The following is a 17013-nucleotide window of genomic DNA, read 5'->3' on the forward strand; positions in this document are numbered from 1 at the left end:
GCGGCCATACTGACAGCCGTTAACGACCGATGCTGCAAGGGGAGAGTGACATGCCGGAAGACGCAATGGCCGACGTGGCAATCGTCGGGGCCGGCCCGGCGGGGCTCTGCCTGGCAGTCGAGCTGGCCGCCATGGGGCTGACGGTGAGCGTCGTCGATCGCGCTCCCTATACCGCCTTGGCGGAGCCGGGCGACGATGGGCGCGAGATTGCCCTGACCCATACGTCACGTCGGCAGCTCGCCTGGGCCGGTATCTGGCAACGCATCGACGAGCGCAGCGCCGCGCCGATCCGCGAGGCGCGGCTCTACAATGGCGACGGTGACACGCCGCAAGCCATGACGTTGGCCGGCGCCGAGCGTTCGCCGTCGCAAACCATCGGTCAGCTGGTTCCCAACCGGGTGATCCGGCGAGCCGCCTTCGAGGCCGCGCTGGCCGATTCGCGCATTACGCTGATCACCGGTCAGGGAGTCAGTGCGCTCGAGACATCGCCCAGCGCACGGATTTTGCGTCTCGAGGATGGCCGCCGGCTTGCCGCCCGGCTGGTCGTGGCGGCCGATGGGCGGATGTCGGCGACTCGTCGAATGGCGGGGTTGCCTGCCCATCTCGAGGACACCGGGCGCAAGGTGCTGGTATGCCGCATGGCCCACGAGCGCCCACACAGCGAGCTGACCTGGTCATGGTTCGGTTACGAGCGGGCCCTGGCGCTCCTGCCGTTGAACGGCCAGACCTCATCGGTGGTAATGACGCTGACGCCGGCGGAGGCCGAACGGCTGGAATCGCTCGATGTCGATTCGTTTTCGGCGACGGTCAGCGGCTTCTATCACCATTGCCTAGGTGACATGCAGCGTGTCGGAGAGGTGCACAGCTATCCGCTGTGGGTCGGCTATGCACAGCGCCTGGTCGCGGAGCGTCTCGCGCTGATCGGCGATGCGGCGATCGGCCTGCATCCCGCCACCGCGCATGGCTTCAACGTCGGGCTGGCCAGTGTGCACCGGCTTTCGCGCGAGATTTCCATGGCGCATCGCCGGGGACGCGATATCGGATCGCCCGCCGTCCTGTCCGCCTACGAGCGCGCTCATCGGCGCGCGATTCGCCCCTTGTGGCTGGCATCCCAAGCGATAGTCTCGCTGTATGGCGATGCGCGCCCGCCTGCCCGCGTGCTGCGTCAGGCCGCGCTGGGGCTGGCCAGTCAGGTCGGGCCGCTGCGCTGGGGGCTGGAACACTACTTGCTGCGCGACGCCCGTTGACGAAGCGTGACCTAGGCATATCGCCCGGCTAATTACAAGATATTGACCCCATCCCGTTATTGGCTACCATATGTGGTGTCCGCAGCCTGCTGAGGCCGGAGCGCTTTCTTCTTGTTTACTTTGCGCATCGCTGTTATTACGGGAACGATTATCATGAGCATTACTATTTACAGCAAGCCAAACTGCATGCAGTGCAATGCCACCTATCGCGCCCTCGACAAGCAGGGGCTCGATTATAGCGTGATCGATATCAGCGTGGAGACAGAGGCGGTGCGCGATGTCGAGTCGCTGGGCTACCGCCAGCTTCCGGTCGTTGTCGTGGGAGAAGAACACTGGTCCGGGTTCCGGCCCGAGCGCATCCGCCAGCTGGCCTGAGCGGGCAGGCCATGAGCGATCTGGTCTATTTCTCCACGCAGTCGGGCAACACCCGACGTTTCGTGGAAAAGCTGGGCCTGCCCGCCCAGCGAATCCCGTCGAATCGGCGTGAATCGCTGCAGGTGGAGCGCCCTTATGTACTGATCGTGCCCACTTACGGCGATGGCGATCCGCGCACCGCAGTGCCGGGGCCGGTGATTCGCTTTCTCAACGATGTGCACAATCGCGCCCTGATCCGCGGGGTGGTGGCCGGTGGCAACACCAATTTCGGCAGCGCCTTCGCGCTGGCGGGTCGGGTCATCGCCCACAAGTGCCAGGTGCCCCTGCTGCACCGCTTCGAACTCATGGGGACGCCCGAAGACGTCCTCAAGGTACGCGACTGTTTGACCCTGGAGACCGCCGATGCTGAATGACACCCTGGAACTGCCTGACGAGGCGCCGGTGACCGAGACCTCCCGCGCGGCGAAAGCGCTGGATTTTCATGCGCTCAATGCCATGCTCAACCTCTACGATGGCGAGGGACGTTTGCAGCTCGGCGCCGATCGCGAGGCGGCGCGCCAGTACTTCCTGCAGCATGTCAATCAGAATACGGTATTCTTCCACTCGCTCGAGGAGAAGCTCGACTACCTGGTGACTGAGGGGTATTACGAACGCGAGGTTCTCGATCAGTACGACTTCGCCTTCGTGAAGCGGCTCTTCGAGCGGGCCTATGCGGTGAAGTTCCGCTTCCAGAGCTTTCTGGGCGCCTTCAAGTACTACACCAGCTATACCCTCAAGACCTTCGATGGCCGTCGCTACCTGGAGCGTTACGAGGATCGCGTGTGCATGGTCGCTCTGTCGTTGGCGCGCGGCGACGAGCAGCTGGCGACGATGTTGCTCGACGAGATCATCCATGGCCGTTTCCAGCCGGCCACGCCGACCTTCCTCAACTGTGGCAAGCAGCAGCGCGGCGAACTGGTATCGTGCTTTCTGCTGCGCATCGAGGACAACATGGAGTCGATCGGCCGGGCCATCAATTCCGCGCTGCAACTCTCCAAGCGCGGCGGTGGGGTGGCGTTTTTGCTCAGCAACATCCGCGAGCTGGGTGCACCGATCAAGCGTATCGAGAACCAGTCCTCCGGCATCATCCCGATCATGAAGCTGCTCGAGGACGCCTTCTCCTACGCCAACCAGTTGGGCGCGCGTCAGGGCGCCGGGGCGGTCTATCTCAACGTGCACCATCCCGATATCCTGCGTTTCCTCGACACCAAGCGCGAGAACGCCGACGAGAAGATCCGCATCAAGACCCTGTCGCTGGGCGTGGTGATTCCCGACATCACTTTCGAGCTGGCCAAGCGCAACGAGGCGATGTACCTGTTCTCGCCCTACGATGTCGAGCGTGTCTATGGCGTGCCCTTCGGTGACATCAGCATCACCGAGAAGTACCAGGAAATGGTCGACGATCCGCGTATCCGCAAGACCAAGACCAATGCGCGCGAGCTGTTCCAGACGCTGGCCGAACTGCAGTTCGAATCCGGCTACCCGTACGTGATGTTCGAGGACACGGTGAACCGCGCCAACCCGATCGCCGGGCGCATCAACATGAGCAACCTGTGTTCGGAGATCCTCCAGGTCAATACGCCCACCGAGTATGACGATGACTTGGGCTACCGGCGCATCGGCGAGGATATCTCCTGCAACCTGGGGTCGCTGAACATCGCCCGGGTGATGGACTCGCCGGATTTCGGGACCAGTGTCGAGACGGCGATTCGCGGTTTGACCGCCGTCTCCGAGATGAGCGACATCCGCTCGGTACCGTCGATCGCCGAAGCCAACGCCCGTTCGCATGCCATCGGCCTTGGCCAGATGAACCTGCACGGTTATCTGGCGCGGGAACGTATCCATTACGGCTCCGACGAGGGACTGGATTTCACCAACATCTATTTCTACACGGTGACGTACCACGCCCTGCGCGCCTCGAACCAGTTGGCCATCGAACGGGGCACACGCTTTGCCGGCTTCGAGGAGTCCGACTACGCCAGCGGCAGTTACTTCGACAAGTACACCGAGCGCGAATGGTCGCCACGGACCGCCAGGGTGCGTGAACTTTTCGGCGCTGCCGGTATCCACATCCCGACCCAGGCGGACTGGCGCGAGCTCAAGGCCTCGGTGATGGAGCACGGCCTCTTCAACCGCAATCTGCAGGCGATTCCGCCGACCGGCTCGATCTCCTACATCAATCACGCTACCTCGAGCATCCATCCGGTGGCGGCGAAGATCGAAATCCGCAAGGAAGGCAAGCTGGGCCGCGTCTACTATCCGGCGCCGTACCTGAGTGACGACAATCAGGACTACTACCGCGACGCCTACGAGATCGGTCCCGAGAAGATCATCGACACCTACGCCGAGGCGACACAGCACGTCGACCAGGGACTGTCGCTGACGCTGTTCTTCCGTGACACCGCGACCACCCGCGACATCAACCGCGCACAGATCTACGCCTGGAAGAAAGGCATCAAGACGATCTACTACGTGCGTCTGCGCCAAGCGGCGTTGATGGGAACGGAAGTGGAAGGTTGCGTCTCCTGCACCCTCTGACGTTCAAAGCTGCTGCGCCCGCGAATCTTGGAAACGTGGCAGTACGCCTGCCACGTCAACCGAATGAGACATACGTCATGAATATGCCCGCTACCGCCGCCCGCCGCTTGAGCCGGGTCGATGCCATCAACTGGAATCGCCTGCAGGACGACAAGGATCTGGAGGTGTGGAATCGCCTCACCAGCAACTTCTGGTTGCCGGAGAAGATCCCGCTATCCAACGACCTGCCGGCCTGGAACACTCTCAACCAAGCTGAGCAGCAGTTGACCATTCGCGTGTTCACCGGACTCACGCTGCTCGATACCATCCAGGGCACGATCGGTGCGCCGACACTGATCGAGGATGCCGTGACGCCCCACGAGGAGGCGGTGTTCACCAACATCAGCTTCATGGAGTCGGTGCATGCCCGCTCCTACAGCTCGATCTTCTCGACCCTGTGCGCCACCCGGGACGTCGACGATGCTTACCGTTGGAGCGAGGAAAATCCGCACCTGCAGAACAAGGCCGAGCTGATCCTCGCCCACTACCGCACCGACGATCCGCTGATGCGCAAGGTCGCCAGCGTGTTCCTTGAGTCGTTCCTGTTCTACTCGGGCTTCTACCTGCCGATGTATTGGTCGAGCCGCGGCAAGCTGACCAACACTGCCGACCTGATTCGCCTGATCATCCGCGACGAGGCGGTGCACGGCTACTATATCGGCTACAAGTTCCAGCGCGCCCTGGAAAAGGAATCTGCCGAACGTCAGCAGCAGGTCAAGGATGCCACCCTCGATCTGCTGCTCGATCTCTACGATAACGAAGTGCACTACACCGAGTCGCTCTACGACGAGGTGGGGCTGACCGAGGAAGTGAAGGCGTTCTTGCATTACAACGCCAACAAGGCGCTGATGAATCTCGGCTACGAAGCGCTGTTTCCCGGTGCCACCGAGGCGGTGAGTCCGGCGATTCTCGCCGCACTTTCACCGGGCGCCGATGAGAATCACGATTTCTTCTCCGGCTCCGGCTCGTCCTATGTGATCGGACGTACCGAGCGGACCGAAGACGAGGATTGGGCATTCTGAACGGCAGCCAAGCCACATGCTGCGCCCCACGAAAAAAGCACGGCCCAGGCCGTGCTTTTTCTGTCTGCAGTTGTGAACCGCGTGGCTGTGATTACTCGGCGAGCAACTGCTCGACCTGCTCGACGACGTTGTCGACGGTAAAGCCGAAATACTTGAACAGGTCCGCGGCCGGGGCCGACTCGCCGAAGCGGTCCATGGCGATGACGCGCCCGTCCAGACCGACGTACTTGTACCAGTAGGCGTAATGGCTGGCCTCGATGGCCACGCGCTTGCGCTGGGACGGCGGCAGCACGCTGTCGCGGTAGCTCGCCGGCTGGGCTTCGAACGTATCGGTGGACGGCATCGAGACCACGCGCACCGCCTTGCCCTTGGCTTCCAGTGCATCGGCGGCGTCCATGGCCAGGGCCACTTCGGAGCCGGTGGCGATCAGGATCACCTCGGCCGGTTCGTCGCTGTCCTTGAGCACGTAGCCGCCACGCTGGATGTCGGCCAACTGATGCTTGTCGCGCTGCTGATGGGGCAGATTCTGGCGCGACAGGACCAGGGCAGTCGGCGCGCCGCGACGATGCAGGGCGGCATGCCAGGCGGCCGCTGTCTCCACAGCGTCGGCCGGACGCCAGGTCGACAGATTGGGGGTGGAGCGCAGCGCGCCCATCTGTTCGATCGGCTGGTGGGTCGGGCCGTCTTCGCCGAGACCGATAGAGTCGTGGGTAAACACGTAAATGGCCTGGCGATGCATGAACGCCGCCAGCCGCACGGCATTGTGCATGTATTCCATGAACGTCAGGAAGGTCGCGCCGTAGGGGATGAACCCACCGTGCGCGCTGATGCCGTTCATGATCGCGCCCATGCCGAACTCGCGGACCCCGTAGTGCAAATAATTGCCGGACGCATGGTCACGGTTGACGGCGCGAGCATCCTTCCAGAAAGTCAGGTTGGACGGCGCAAGGTCGGCGCTACCGCCGAACAGCTCGGGCAGTTGCGGACCGAATTCGTTCAGGCAGGTCAGGGACGCCTTGCGGGTGGCGAGGGTCTCGCCGCGTTCCTGGGCCTCCTCGATCATCTTTTCGGTCGTCAGCGTGGCAGGCAGTTCGCCCTTGAGGCGACGCTTGAGTTCCTTGGCCAGCTCGGGGTGGGCTTCCTGGTAGCGCTCGAAGCGCGCATTCCAGTCGTCCTCGGCCTTCTGGCCGCGAGCGGTGGCGTCCCAGCCCTGGTAGATTTCCTCGGGCACATGGAAGGGCGCATGCGGCCAGCCCAGCTGACGGCGGGCCGCGGCAACCTCTTCATCGCCCAGCGGGGCGCCATGACTCTCTTCGGAGCCCTGCTTGTTGGGTGCGCCGAAGCCGATGATGGTCTTGCAGATGATCAGGCTGGGCCGGTCGTCATGATTGCGTGCCAGCTCGATGGCCGCCTTGATCTCGTCCGGGTTGTGACCGTCGACGTTGGGCACCACATGCCAGCCGTAGGCCTCGAAGCGCTTGGCGGTATCGTCGGTGAACCAGCCTTCGACCTCGCCATCGATGGAAATGCCGTTGTCGTCGTAGAAGGCAGTCAGCTTGCCCAGGCCCTGAGTGCCGGCCAGCGAGCAGACCTCATGGGAAATGCCTTCCATCATGCAGCCATCGCCCAGGAACACATAGGTGTTATGGTCGATGATCTCGTGGCCCGGCTGGTTGAACTGAGCGGCCAGGGTGCGCTCGGCGATGGCCATGCCCACGGCGTTGGCCAGGCCCTGACCCAGCGGGCCGGTGGTGGTTTCCACGCCAGGCGTGTAGCCCAGCTCCGGGTGCCCCGGCGTCTTGGAATGCAACTGACGGAATTGCTGCAGGTCTTCCAGGGTCAGCTCGTAGCCGGTCAGATGAAGCAGCGAGTAGAGCAGCATGGAACCGTGGCCGTTGGACAGTACGAAACGGTCGCGGTCGGCCCAGTGCGGGTTGGCCGGGTTGTGCTTGAGATAATCGTTCCACACCACCTCAGCGATATCGGCCATGCCCATGGGGGCGCCGGGGTGACCGGACTTGGCCTTCTGCACGGCATCCATGGACAGCGCGCGGATGGCGTTCGCCAGCTCGAAACGGGACGGCATCGTATAGCTCCTCGCCTAGGGCAAATCAGCAATGGCAGCCACCAGTGGGTTGGCCGCTACCTGTTCGACTACGGTCTGCCCGGAAGTGCCTACATTGTCGACTTCCGGCAGACCTCAGGATACGCCCAAAGGTGTGGGCGCCGGGTCAGGGCGCTTATTGTCGCCGAGTTGCCGGCATCCATCAAATGAGGCGCGCCGCGGCGATTTCTCCTATCGTAGCGGGGGTGGGAAAGCCGCAAGTCCTCGGATGGCGGCGACAGGTGCCTAGCGAAGCGAGAGTACGTCTCGGTTCGCTAGGCACCGATGGGGCTTGCGTGTAGACTTTGCGCCCCAGGCCAGCGTTTCTGCGCCGGTCGTGCGTCGCCTTGCCTGACACTGGCCTGCGGCGCCGGTTTTCCCCCTTCGTTTCACTTATCCCGCTCAAGACGGGCAAACGCCAAGAGGGTCAAGGACGCATGAGCGAGTATTCCCTGTTTACTTCCGAATCCGTTTCCGAAGGGCATCCGGACAAGATTGCCGACCAGATTTCCGATGCCGTACTCGATGCGATCATCGCGCGTGACAAGCAGGCACGCGTCGCCTGCGAAACTCTGGTCAAGACCGGTGTGGCCATCGTTGCCGGGGAAGTCACCACCAGCGCCTGGATCGACCTGGAAGAGCTGGTGCGCAAGGTGATCCTGGACATCGGTTACAACTCCTCGGACGTCGGCTTCGATGGCGAAACCTGTGGGGTCCTCAACCTGATCGGCAAGCAGAGCGTGGATATTGCCCAGGGTGTCGACCGCAGCAAGCCGGAAGATCAGGGGGCGGGGGACCAGGGGTTGATGTTCGGCTATGCGACCAATGAGACCGAGTCGTACATGCCGGCGCCGATCCATTACTCGCACCGCCTTGTCGAGCGCCAGGCCGAGCTGCGCAAGAAGGGCATGCTGCCGTGGCTGCGTCCCGACGCAAAGAGCCAGGTGACCTTCCGTTATGGCGAGGATAACAAGCCCATTGCCGTCGAAGCGGTGGTCCTGTCGACGCAGCACGATCCCGAGATCGATCAGGACGATCTTCGCAAGATGGTCAAGCGCGAGATCATCGAACAGGTGCTGCCTGCCGAGTGGCTGACCGACAAGACCCGCTACCACATCAACCCCACCGGCAAATTCGTGATCGGCGGGCCGGTGGGCGATTGCGGTCTGACCGGGCGCAAGATCATCGTCGATACCTACGGCGGCATGGCGCGCCACGGCGGCGGTGCCTTTTCCGGCAAGGATCCGTCCAAGGTCGATCGTAGTGCTGCCTATGCCGGGCGCTACGTCGCCAAGAATATCGTGGCGGCAGGTCTGGCCGACAGATGCGAGATCCAAGTCTCTTACGCCATCGGCGTGGCCGAGCCGACCTCGGTGTCGCTCAATACCTTCGGGACCGGCAAGATTGCCGACGACAAGATCGTCGAGCTGGTGCGCGAGCATTTCGACCTGCGTCCCTACGCAATCACCCATATGCTCGACCTGCAGCATCCCATGTACCAACTGACGGCCGCTTATGGCCACTTCGGTCGCGAGCCGTTCGAACACAGCTATACGTGGACCGATGTCAGCGGCGAAACGCATACCGAGACCTTCACTGCCTTCCCTTGGGAGAAGACCGACAAGGCCGAATCGCTCAAGGCGGCAGCCGGTATCTGAAGGTGAGATGATATGTCGCATTCCGACGCCCCGCTTGGCGGGGCGTCGGCGTTTCTGAGCAAAGGCGAGCTGTCGCGAGCGAATCAGGCCAGCTACGTTGAAGGTGGCATAGCGTGATAGGAGGTGATGCATGGAAAAGCGCAAGATGATGCCATTCGCAACGCTCCTACTGATCGGGGCATTGCTGGGCGGATGCGGAGACACCGGCGAGAGCAACGAGACGGACTCCGATGTTCCCGGAGAAGAGACGATGGATCGCGAGCCCGGGACCAGCATAGAGGATGAATGACCTGCCTGGCCTTGCCAGGTCTGGGTAGGCTTCTATTGTAGGAACGCCTTGCCTACGAACGTAGTGAACGTTGTAAGCTGCATTTGTGGCGGAGTCGAACTACGCTGGTGGAGGCAATTATGACCTGCCAAATCAATGGATATGAGGAAGTTAGTCATGGAAAAGCGCACGATCCTAATTGCTGCACTCGCCCTGTCGGGTGCGCTACTGACCGGTTGCGGAGAGGATGAGGAACCCGTTACCACCGAGACGGAAACCGAGGTGACCGAGCCTGAGCCGGTAACCGACGTCCCTGAGGAGGAGGTCGCCGAACCTGTCGCAGAAGAGACGAATACGCAGGGGCAGGCCCAGCCCGATGAGCCCGTTTCCGATACGGAGCAGAACGCTGATGCGACCAATCAGCCCAATGTCTCCGTCGACGAGGCGGAACCCAACGTCTCCGTCGATGAAGCGGAAGAGGCGAACGTCGTCATCAGAGACGGCAATGGCAATGACCCGGCCAACCAGGAGAGCGACGCGAACGTCATCATCAAAGACGGCGACGGCGCACAAGGCAACGCCTCGGCCAATGAAGATGGTGAGAGCGACGCGAACGTCATCATCAATGACGGCAACGGCTCGGAAGAAGAGCAATCCACTCAGTAACGTCGCTGCGTAGTGCAAGCGAGCGGCTTTCGCCGCTCGCTTGCACCGATCCGGCTGGCTCGAGAGACGGTCAGGATTGAAAAAACGTCCTACTCATGTGAGTTTTCTTACTGTCGACCGAAATCGACCTTCCTGTTGCTGCTGCCCGAGGGGCGCTGCAGTGCATGGCTTGTCATGTACGAGGCTCGGGCAGGCGGTTGCAAATTGCAACGGCGCCCATTCCCTAGGAATGGAGTAAGACGATGACAGCAATGGCCAATGCCAAACCCGCTACCCAGAATGACTACAAGGTCGCCGACATCGGGCTGGCCGACTGGGGGCGTCGCGAGATTCGCATTGCCGAAACCGAAATGCCGGCATTGATGAAGATTCGCGCCAAGTACCGTGATCAGCAGCCGCTTGCCGGTGCCCGTATTGCCGGCTGCATTCACATGACCATCCAGACCGCGGTGCTGATCGAGACGCTGATCGAGCTTGGCGCTTCGGTGCGCTGGTCTTCGTGCAACATCTTCTCGACCCAGGACCATGCCGCCGCCGCGATTGCCGCCGCCGGCATTCCGGTGTTCGCCTGGAAGGGCGAGACCGAGGAAGAGTTCTGGTGGTGCATTGAGCAGACCGTGGAAGGCCCCGACGGCTGGACGCCCAACATGGTGCTCGACGATGGTGGCGACCTGACCGCGCTGCTGCATGACCAGCGTCCCGAACTGCTGGCCAACATCCACGGCATTTCCGAGGAAACCACCACCGGCGTGCATCGCCTGCAGGAGATGCTGCGCGACAGCAAGCTCAAGGTTCCGGCGATCAACGTCAACGATGCGGTCACCAAGTCCAAGAACGACAACAAGTACGGCTGCCGCCACAGTCTCAATGACGCCATCAAGCGCGGCTTGGACCATCTGCTGGCCGGCAAGCAGGCGCTGGTGGTCGGCTACGGCGACGTGGGCAAGGGCTCGGCCGCCTCGCTGCGTCAGGAAGGCATGATCGTCAAGATCAGCGAGATCGACCCGATTTGCGCCATGCAGGCCTGCATGGACGGCTACGAGGTGGTGTCCCCTTACCTCGATGGCATCAACAAGGGTGCCGAGAGCATCGATCGCGACCTGCTTGGCAAGATCGACCTGGTGGTGACGTGTACCGGCAACATCAATGCCTGCGATGCCCCGATGCTCAAGGCGCTCAAGAAGGGTGCCGTGGTGTGCAACATCGGTCACTTCGACAGTGAAATCGACACCGCCTACATGCGTCGCCAGTGGCACTGGGAAGAGGTCAAGCCGCAGGTCCACAAGATCTACCGCGACAGCGATCCCGGCGAATTCGATCCCACCAGCGACGATTACCTGATCCTGCTCTCCGAAGGTCGCCTGGTGAATCTTGGCAATGCCACCGGGCACCCGTCGCGAATCATGGATGGTTCGTTTGCCAATCAGGTTCTCGCCCAGATCCATCTGTTCGAATGTCGCTTTGCCGATCTCAGCAACGATGAGAAGGCCGGCGGTCTGGGTGTGACCGTATTGCCCAAGCATCTCGACGAAGAGGTGGCCCGCTACATGGTGGAGGGCTTCGGTGGGGTGGTCACCCGCCTGACCGAAGACCAGGCCAAGTATACCGGAGTGCCGGTGGATGGGCCCTTCAAGCCGGACGAATACCGCTACTGAGCAGTGCCGGATGTTCGTCACGTCACGCCGCCTTCGGGCGGCGTTTTCCATGTCATGGCTTGCTTTGATAGAGCTCGGGCTTCGTGTGTAGTACTTTAGCGAATGCTTTTGGCCCAAGGGACGAGCGTGTAGTGGTCTGCCGTTCAGTATGGGAAGCCAAGGAAAGCTACGCTGGATGGTAGTGTGTCAAGACCCTAGGAGATTAAGGAGAGCATCATGGGACGAGGCAAGACATCACTGTTGGCGGTACTGGCACTGACGGGAGCGCTTCTGGTCGGCTGCGGTGACGACGAAGAGCAGCTCACTCAGGAAACGTCGGCTGAAAGTACCCTCGATGAGGGCGAGATCGGCAACGATGCATCCGTGGCCACCGGTACGACGGGGACTACCAGCGGCGTCACGGGATCGGACATGTGGGAGCCCGATGAGAGCACGGGCGAAGGCTTGTCGCCGAACGACCAGATGCCGGTGAGCGACCCCTCCGCCCAGCCGTCGCAACCCGAACAGCAGACGCCGGAGCAACAGTCGTCAGGCAGCCCCTCCGGCGGTGGCGAGAGCGGAGTATCCCAGGCTAGCTCGACGAGTACCTCTCAGGCAGCCTCTGAACCATCGTCGCAGTAGGGCCGGCATGCTCGTAAGCTCGCCATAGGATAACCAGAAAAAGGCCCCCGATGGCCGTCGTGAGGCGGTCATCGGATTTCGTCTGGCCAATTTTTGCGTCGGACGGCAATCATGGCAAAGGAAGGCCCATGCTGGAACTGATTGCTATCATCGTGTCGTTGACGGCGATTCTCGCCTGGTTCAATCACCAATTCGTGCGTCTGCCGACCACCATCGGGGTGATGGCAATCGCTCTGGCGTTTTCCTGGGGCTTGCATGGCTTGGCATGGCTGGGGTTCACGGCCATCGAGGACCAAGCCGAGGTTTTGTTGTCGCGGATCGATTTCAACCAGCTGCTGATGGATGGCATGCTCTCGCTGCTGCTATTCGCCGGCGCCTTGCATATCGATCTCGATCGCCTGCGTCGCTATCGCTGGTCGATCGGCTTTCTCGCCACCCTGGGCGTAGTGATCTCGACCCTGGCCATCGGCAGTGCCGCCTATTTCCTGCTTGGAACGCTCGGCCTGGCGGTGCCCTGGATGTACTGCCTGGTATTCGGTGCGTTGATTTCGCCCACCGATCCCATCGCCGTGCTGGGTATCCTGCGCAATGCCAACGCTCCGGTCGATCTCGAGCTGCGCATCGTTGGCGAATCGTTGTTCAATGACGGCGTCGCCGTCGTCGTGTTCACGCTGCTGCTGGGGGCGGCGGCAGGCGACGAGGCCTTGACCGTCATGCACGCCGGCAAGCTGTTCCTGCAGGAGGCCGGTGGCGGTATTCTGCTGGGGCTGGTGATCGGCACACTGGCCTATTGGCTGATGCGCAGCATCGACGAGTACCGCATCGAAGTGCTGATCTCGCTGGCAGTGGTGCTGGGCGGATACTCGCTGGCGTTGCACCTGCACATCTCGGGTCCCATCGCGATGGTGGTCGCCGGGCTGCTGATCGGCAACAAGGCCCGCCAGAGCGCAATGTCCGATACGACCCGTGAGCATCTCGATGCTTTCTGGGAGCTCATCGACGAGATCCTCAATACGCTGCTGTTCGTGCTCATCGGCCTGGAAGTGCTGTTGATTCCCTTCGAACTGGCCCATCTATGGGCCTGTGCAGGACTGATCGTGGTCATCCTGGCGGTGCGTTTCACCACCATCGGCGTGCCGGTCATGCTACTGCGCGAGCAGTTAGGCTTTCGGCGCGGCTCGGCACGCATCCTGACCTGGGGCGGCCTGCGGGGTGGAATATCGGTGGCGCTGGCCCTGGCGTTGCCGGACGGCGAGACACGTGACATCCTGCTCACCGTAACCTACCTGATCGTACTGTTCTCGATTCTGGTCCAAGGCCTGTCCATCGGTCGGGTGGTCACCTGGCTGTTGGGAGACTCTCGCCACGCCGATGTGGAGCGATGATCGGACGGCATGACGTTCCACTTTTCTAAGTCGGATAGCATCATTGCGATGAGCGGCTGGCACTGGTTGGGGGTAGTGGCCTGTCTCTTGTGGCTGGGCGGCTGCAGCTCGGTCGATGTGACCAGAATGCCATCCCAGGCATTGCCGTACGACGCCGCCCGCGACACTTATCTGGGCACCTGGGCGCGCCAGGCAGACGATACCCAGGAGAATGTCAGCGGCATGACGCTGGTATCGGACGGCCCGACGGCCTTCGCCCTGCGGGCTTCGCTGGCTGCCCATGCCCAGAAGACGCTCGATATCCAGACCTACATTCTCAGGAATGACCGTACCGGGCGCGCCCTGCTGCAGCAGATGCTGCAGGCCGCCCAGCGGGGCGTGCGCGTTCGATTGCTGCTGGACGATCCGACCAGCCGCAACAAGCAGGCCATGCTGGCGGCGTTCGACAGCCACCCCAATATCGAGGTGCGTGTCTTCAACCCGATCACGGCTGGGCGAAGCACACGCTTGACTTATTATCTGGCGCTGATGGCCAATTTCGATCGCAAGCATCGGCGCATGCACAACAAGCTATGGGTGACGGACAATGCGGTGGCCGTTACCGGCGGGCGTAACCTGGGCGATGAATATTTCGAGGTCGACGACGAGCTCAACTTCAACGACCTCGACGTGATGGCGGTCGGCCCGGTGGTGGCCACGCTATCGGGTAGCTTCGACAATTTCTGGAATCATCCGCTGGCGGTACCGCTACGGCAATTCGCATCCGCACAGGATGATGCTTGGTACGACTTATTGATCGAGCTCGCTGAGGATGCCGCCCAAGGCAACGCACTGGCTATGCAGCCCGCCTTTCGGCGCATGGCCGGCGAAGCCGGTCGCCAGCTGCACGACTCGTTGGTTTGGGCACCGGCCATTGCCTTGTGGGACCCACCGGAAAAGCTTGCGGTAACCGGCTATCCGCCGTTCGAGTTGACCCTGATGGATCAGCTCGAAGGCGCCTTTCGGCGTCTCGACGAGGAGCTGCTGATCATCTCTCCCTACGTGATACCCACGCAGGCCGGCATCGATTACCTGAAACAGCTGGCGCGGCGCGGCGTCAGGCTGACCGTGCTGACCAACTCGCTGGAAGCTACCGACGTACCGTCGCTGCATGGTGCCTATACGCCGTGGCGTCCGGCCATGCTGAAGCAGGGAGCCCGGCTCTATGAGTTGCGGGGCAACACGGCGCATCAGTCCGCACGTGCAGTTGGCGAAATTTCCAGCCTGCACACCAAGGCCGTGGCCTTCGACCGGGACCGCGTATTCATCGGCTCGCTCAATGCCGATCCGCGTTCGCTGTGGTGGAACAGCGAACTGGGCCTGTTGATCGACAGTCGCGAGTTGGGAAATCGGCTCTGGGACCTGGCCCGTCAAGGGATGCGTCCAACACGTAGCTATCAGGTCACGCTGGGCGAGGACGGCGGTCTGCGCTGGACAACTCGTCGCGATGGGCAGTGGAAAACCACCGACCAGGAACCCGGCGGACTGTGGCGACACCTGAAGGCCAAAGCGTTGCACCTGCTGCCGATCGAGCAGTTGCTGTAAATGGCAGCCGTTTCTCTAGTCGTTTCTGCTCGGTCTCGTTAAGTAAATGCGCCTGTTACTCGTTGGGAGCGATGAATTGACAAGAACGTTAATTACCAAAAGTTAAGTTGCCCAGCGAATTTGCGTTGTGGAGAATTCTTAAGGTGATTTCTGCTTACCATAAATATCTTTTAGTTACCTTGTCGCGCGCTAAAACACCTTTTGATGCCCATGAACACAAAACTTTCAAGAGTGCTGTCGCGGGGCAGACTACGCTCAGCACAGAGGCTTGGTTTTGGCCGATTGGCTGGCTGCTTGAACGTATTGCTCCAAGGAGGACGAAAGTGTTTCGGTTCGCCAATTGGTTTTGGACAAGTGACTTTCGATTGATAGCAAGCCTGAGCAAGTTGTTTTGCTCGCATGGCTGCCAAGGTAAATAGGATTTCGGCATATAAACGAAATCCCAGAGGTATTTAAAGTTCCGTCAGAGAAGGCGAGTAAGCAGGACTCTGTCTGACTAAAAAGGAGAGGTATATGTACATGGAAAAGAAGCTGAAGCTTTGTAAGCTAAGCCTGCAGATCGCAGCGGCGAGTGCCGCCGGTGCATCATTGGCGATAACGCCTGCGTTTGCGCAGCAATCGGGCGGTCAGCAATCAAGCGGACAGATGGAACAAAGGGCCAGTGCCGAATTCGATCGACTCGACCAGAATGGGGATCAGCTACTCCAGTGGGATGAGCTCGAGCAGCGCCTTAGTGACGCCAACGTACAGCAAAATCGCGATCAGGTATTGAGCGAATACGATCGCGATAGCGATCAGGCGCTCAGTCTCAGTGAGTTTCAACCTCTCATGGTCGTCATCGCAGAAGCTGAAGGCGACCAGAGCATGGACGATCCGGAAGAGGTGGTCGTCGAGTCCCAGCAGCCTAAAGTGGTCGTCGATACCGATCCGCCCGATGTCAATGTCGACCCTGCCGAGCCGGATGTGACGGTGGATCAGCAGCCGCCGCAGGTAGAGGTGGATCCCTCGGAACCTCAGGTAACCGTCGATCAGCAAAAGCCCAAGGTCATCGTTACGCAGCCCAAGCCGACGGTCGAGGTCACGGTTCCCGATCCTGAAGTCGAGGTGGTCATGCGTGACCCCAACGTGCAGGTCGACACCAACAAGCCAGATGTCGAGGTGGTTCAGCAGAAGCCCGAGGTCACGGTCAACCAAGGCCAGCCTGATGTGAACGTCGAGCGGTCCGAGCCCGAAGTGGCGGTCCAGCCGGCCAAGCCGCGCGTTGCCGTGGATGGGCAAGAGCAGGCCGATGTCGCTGTGCGGGATGAGGGGCAAGCCCAGGTTGAGGTCGAGTCTGCCGATCCCAATGTCAGTGTCTCCGATGCCGAAGCCAATGTATCGGTCGAAGAAGCCGAAGGCGCCAATGTTCAGGTAACCGAAGGCGAACAACAGCAACAGAACTCAGGGTCACAAAATGCTCTGTATGCGCTGCTGATTACTGATATCCAAGGGCAAAGCGTTTTCGACACGTCTGGTAATGAACTTGGCGAAGTCGACCAGGTGGTGACCTCCAACGATACCAATGAGGTCGCCGTTGTGGTCACTCGCGGTGGTGTGCTTGGCTTCGGTCAAGAGGAAATCATCATACCGCTGAACGAAATGCAGATGAACAACGATCAGCTGGTATGGCAGACCGACCTGAGCGTCGACGAAATGAAACAGGAGCAGTACAACGAAGCCGACTACACGGTAGTGACCGATGAGAACATGGTCTTGAGAGACGCCGGTTCTATGTAAGCTCCGCGTAGTCAGTGATGCGCTTCGCTGCTTTAC

The 17013-nt window shown here is 61.1% G+C and carries 14 protein-coding genes and 1 riboswitch; of the genes, 13 read left to right on the forward strand and 1 reads right to left on the reverse strand.

The genetic code is table 11. From position 1 onward, the window contains the following. Positions 1 to 50: 50 nt before the first annotated feature. From ubiM to nrdF, 5 genes are all read left to right on the forward strand, one after another. On the forward strand, positions 51 to 1247 hold the full coding sequence (ubiM, locus tag MHM84_RS09260; protein ID WP_239265175.1) for a 5-demethoxyubiquinol-8 5-hydroxylase UbiM: 1197 nt from the start codon (positions 51 to 53) through the stop codon (positions 1245 to 1247). A 153-nt stretch (positions 1248 to 1400) separates the two neighbouring features. Next, positions 1401 to 1622, forward strand: a complete 222-nt coding sequence (gene nrdH, locus MHM84_RS09265; protein WP_239265178.1) for a glutaredoxin-like protein NrdH — start codon at positions 1401 to 1403, stop codon at positions 1620 to 1622. 11 nt (positions 1623 to 1633) lie between these two features. Then, a complete protein-coding gene (nrdI, locus tag MHM84_RS09270) occupies positions 1634 to 2035 on the forward strand; it encodes a class Ib ribonucleoside-diphosphate reductase assembly flavoprotein NrdI (RefSeq protein ID WP_239265180.1) in 402 nt (133 codons plus the stop codon). Further along, the gene (nrdE, locus tag MHM84_RS09275; protein WP_239265182.1) at positions 2025 to 4199 is read left to right on the forward strand and encodes a class 1b ribonucleoside-diphosphate reductase subunit alpha; all 2175 of its coding nucleotides are present in this window, start codon (positions 2025 to 2027) and stop codon (positions 4197 to 4199) included. The genes nrdI and nrdE overlap by 11 nt, the downstream gene beginning before the upstream one ends. An 83-nt stretch (positions 4200 to 4282) precedes the next feature. After that, positions 4283 to 5260: a class 1b ribonucleoside-diphosphate reductase subunit beta gene (gene nrdF, locus MHM84_RS09280; protein WP_239265319.1), complete on the forward strand. Its 978-nt coding sequence runs from the start codon at positions 4283 to 4285 to the stop codon at positions 5258 to 5260. A gap of 91 nt (positions 5261 to 5351) precedes the next feature. Here nrdF and tkt read toward each other — a convergent pair whose 3' ends face one another. Continuing rightward, positions 5352 to 7346: a transketolase gene (tkt, locus tag MHM84_RS09285; RefSeq protein ID WP_239265184.1), complete on the reverse strand. Its 1995-nt coding sequence runs from the start codon at positions 7344 to 7346 to the stop codon at positions 5352 to 5354. A 455-nt stretch (positions 7347 to 7801) separates the two neighbouring features. Between tkt and metK the strand changes: the two genes are divergently transcribed. From metK to MHM84_RS09325, 8 genes are all read left to right on the forward strand, one after another. Beyond that, the gene (metK, locus tag MHM84_RS09290) at positions 7802 to 9022 is read left to right on the forward strand and encodes a methionine adenosyltransferase (RefSeq protein ID WP_239265186.1); all 1221 of its coding nucleotides are present in this window, start codon (positions 7802 to 7804) and stop codon (positions 9020 to 9022) included. Positions 9023 to 9152: 130 nt separating this feature from the next. Continuing rightward, positions 9153 to 9311 (forward strand): hypothetical protein, encoded by a 159-nt coding sequence (locus tag MHM84_RS09295; RefSeq protein ID WP_239265188.1) that lies wholly within the window; start codon positions 9153 to 9155, stop codon positions 9309 to 9311. A 156-nt stretch (positions 9312 to 9467) separates the two neighbouring features. Further along, positions 9468 to 9956, forward strand: a complete 489-nt coding sequence (locus MHM84_RS09300; protein ID WP_239265190.1) for a hypothetical protein — start codon at positions 9468 to 9470, stop codon at positions 9954 to 9956. 141 nt (positions 9957 to 10097) lie between these two features. Next, a riboswitch (S-adenosyl-L-homocysteine riboswitch) is annotated at positions 10098 to 10181 on the forward strand. A 17-nt stretch (positions 10182 to 10198) separates the two neighbouring features. Continuing rightward, positions 10199 to 11611 carry an adenosylhomocysteinase gene (gene ahcY, locus MHM84_RS09305; RefSeq protein ID WP_239265192.1) on the forward strand — a complete coding sequence of 471 codons (1413 nt, stop codon included), beginning with the start codon at positions 10199 to 10201 and terminating at the stop codon, positions 11609 to 11611. A gap of 216 nt (positions 11612 to 11827) precedes the next feature. Continuing rightward, complete coding sequence (locus MHM84_RS09310; RefSeq protein WP_239265194.1) at positions 11828 to 12232, forward strand: hypothetical protein; 405 nt, start codon at positions 11828 to 11830, stop codon at positions 12230 to 12232. A 128-nt stretch (positions 12233 to 12360) separates the two neighbouring features. Then, a complete protein-coding gene (locus tag MHM84_RS09315; protein ID WP_239265196.1) occupies positions 12361 to 13617 on the forward strand; it encodes a sodium:proton antiporter in 1257 nt (418 codons plus the stop codon). 9 nt (positions 13618 to 13626) lie between these two features. After that, the gene (locus MHM84_RS09320; RefSeq protein WP_239265198.1) at positions 13627 to 15201 is read left to right on the forward strand and encodes a phospholipase D family protein; all 1575 of its coding nucleotides are present in this window, start codon (positions 13627 to 13629) and stop codon (positions 15199 to 15201) included. A 519-nt stretch (positions 15202 to 15720) separates the two neighbouring features. Continuing rightward, on the forward strand, positions 15721 to 16977 hold the full coding sequence (locus tag MHM84_RS09325; RefSeq protein WP_239265200.1) for a PRC-barrel domain-containing protein: 1257 nt from the start codon (positions 15721 to 15723) through the stop codon (positions 16975 to 16977). The last annotated feature ends 36 nt before the right edge of the window (positions 16978 to 17013 follow it).

This window comes from Halomonas sp. McH1-25 (genome assembly GCF_022348165.1).
Lineage (GTDB): Bacteria > Pseudomonadota > Gammaproteobacteria > Pseudomonadales > Halomonadaceae > Modicisalibacter.

Coding starts and splice junctions, on each gene's coding strand:
- ubiM (WP_239265175.1), top strand. CDS start 51: ATGCCGGAAGACGCAATGGCCGACGTGGCAATCGTCGGGGCCGGCCCG.
- nrdH (WP_239265178.1), top strand. CDS start 1,401: ATGAGCATTACTATTTACAGCAAGCCAAACTGCATGCAGTGCAATGCC.
- nrdI (WP_239265180.1), top strand. CDS start 1,634: ATGAGCGATCTGGTCTATTTCTCCACGCAGTCGGGCAACACCCGACGT.
- nrdE (WP_239265182.1), top strand. CDS start 2,025: ATGCTGAATGACACCCTGGAACTGCCTGACGAGGCGCCGGTGACCGAG.
- nrdF (WP_239265319.1), top strand. CDS start 4,283: ATGCCCGCTACCGCCGCCCGCCGCTTGAGCCGGGTCGATGCCATCAAC.
- tkt (WP_239265184.1), bottom strand. CDS start 7,346: ATGCCGTCCCGTTTCGAGCTGGCGAACGCCATCCGCGCGCTGTCCATG.
- metK (WP_239265186.1), top strand. CDS start 7,802: ATGAGCGAGTATTCCCTGTTTACTTCCGAATCCGTTTCCGAAGGGCAT.
- MHM84_RS09295 (WP_239265188.1), top strand. CDS start 9,153: ATGGAAAAGCGCAAGATGATGCCATTCGCAACGCTCCTACTGATCGGG.
- MHM84_RS09300 (WP_239265190.1), top strand. CDS start 9,468: ATGGAAAAGCGCACGATCCTAATTGCTGCACTCGCCCTGTCGGGTGCG.
- ahcY (WP_239265192.1), top strand. CDS start 10,199: ATGACAGCAATGGCCAATGCCAAACCCGCTACCCAGAATGACTACAAG.
- MHM84_RS09310 (WP_239265194.1), top strand. CDS start 11,828: ATGGGACGAGGCAAGACATCACTGTTGGCGGTACTGGCACTGACGGGA.
- MHM84_RS09315 (WP_239265196.1), top strand. CDS start 12,361: ATGCTGGAACTGATTGCTATCATCGTGTCGTTGACGGCGATTCTCGCC.
- MHM84_RS09320 (WP_239265198.1), top strand. CDS start 13,627: ATGACGTTCCACTTTTCTAAGTCGGATAGCATCATTGCGATGAGCGGC.
- MHM84_RS09325 (WP_239265200.1), top strand. CDS start 15,721: ATGGAAAAGAAGCTGAAGCTTTGTAAGCTAAGCCTGCAGATCGCAGCG.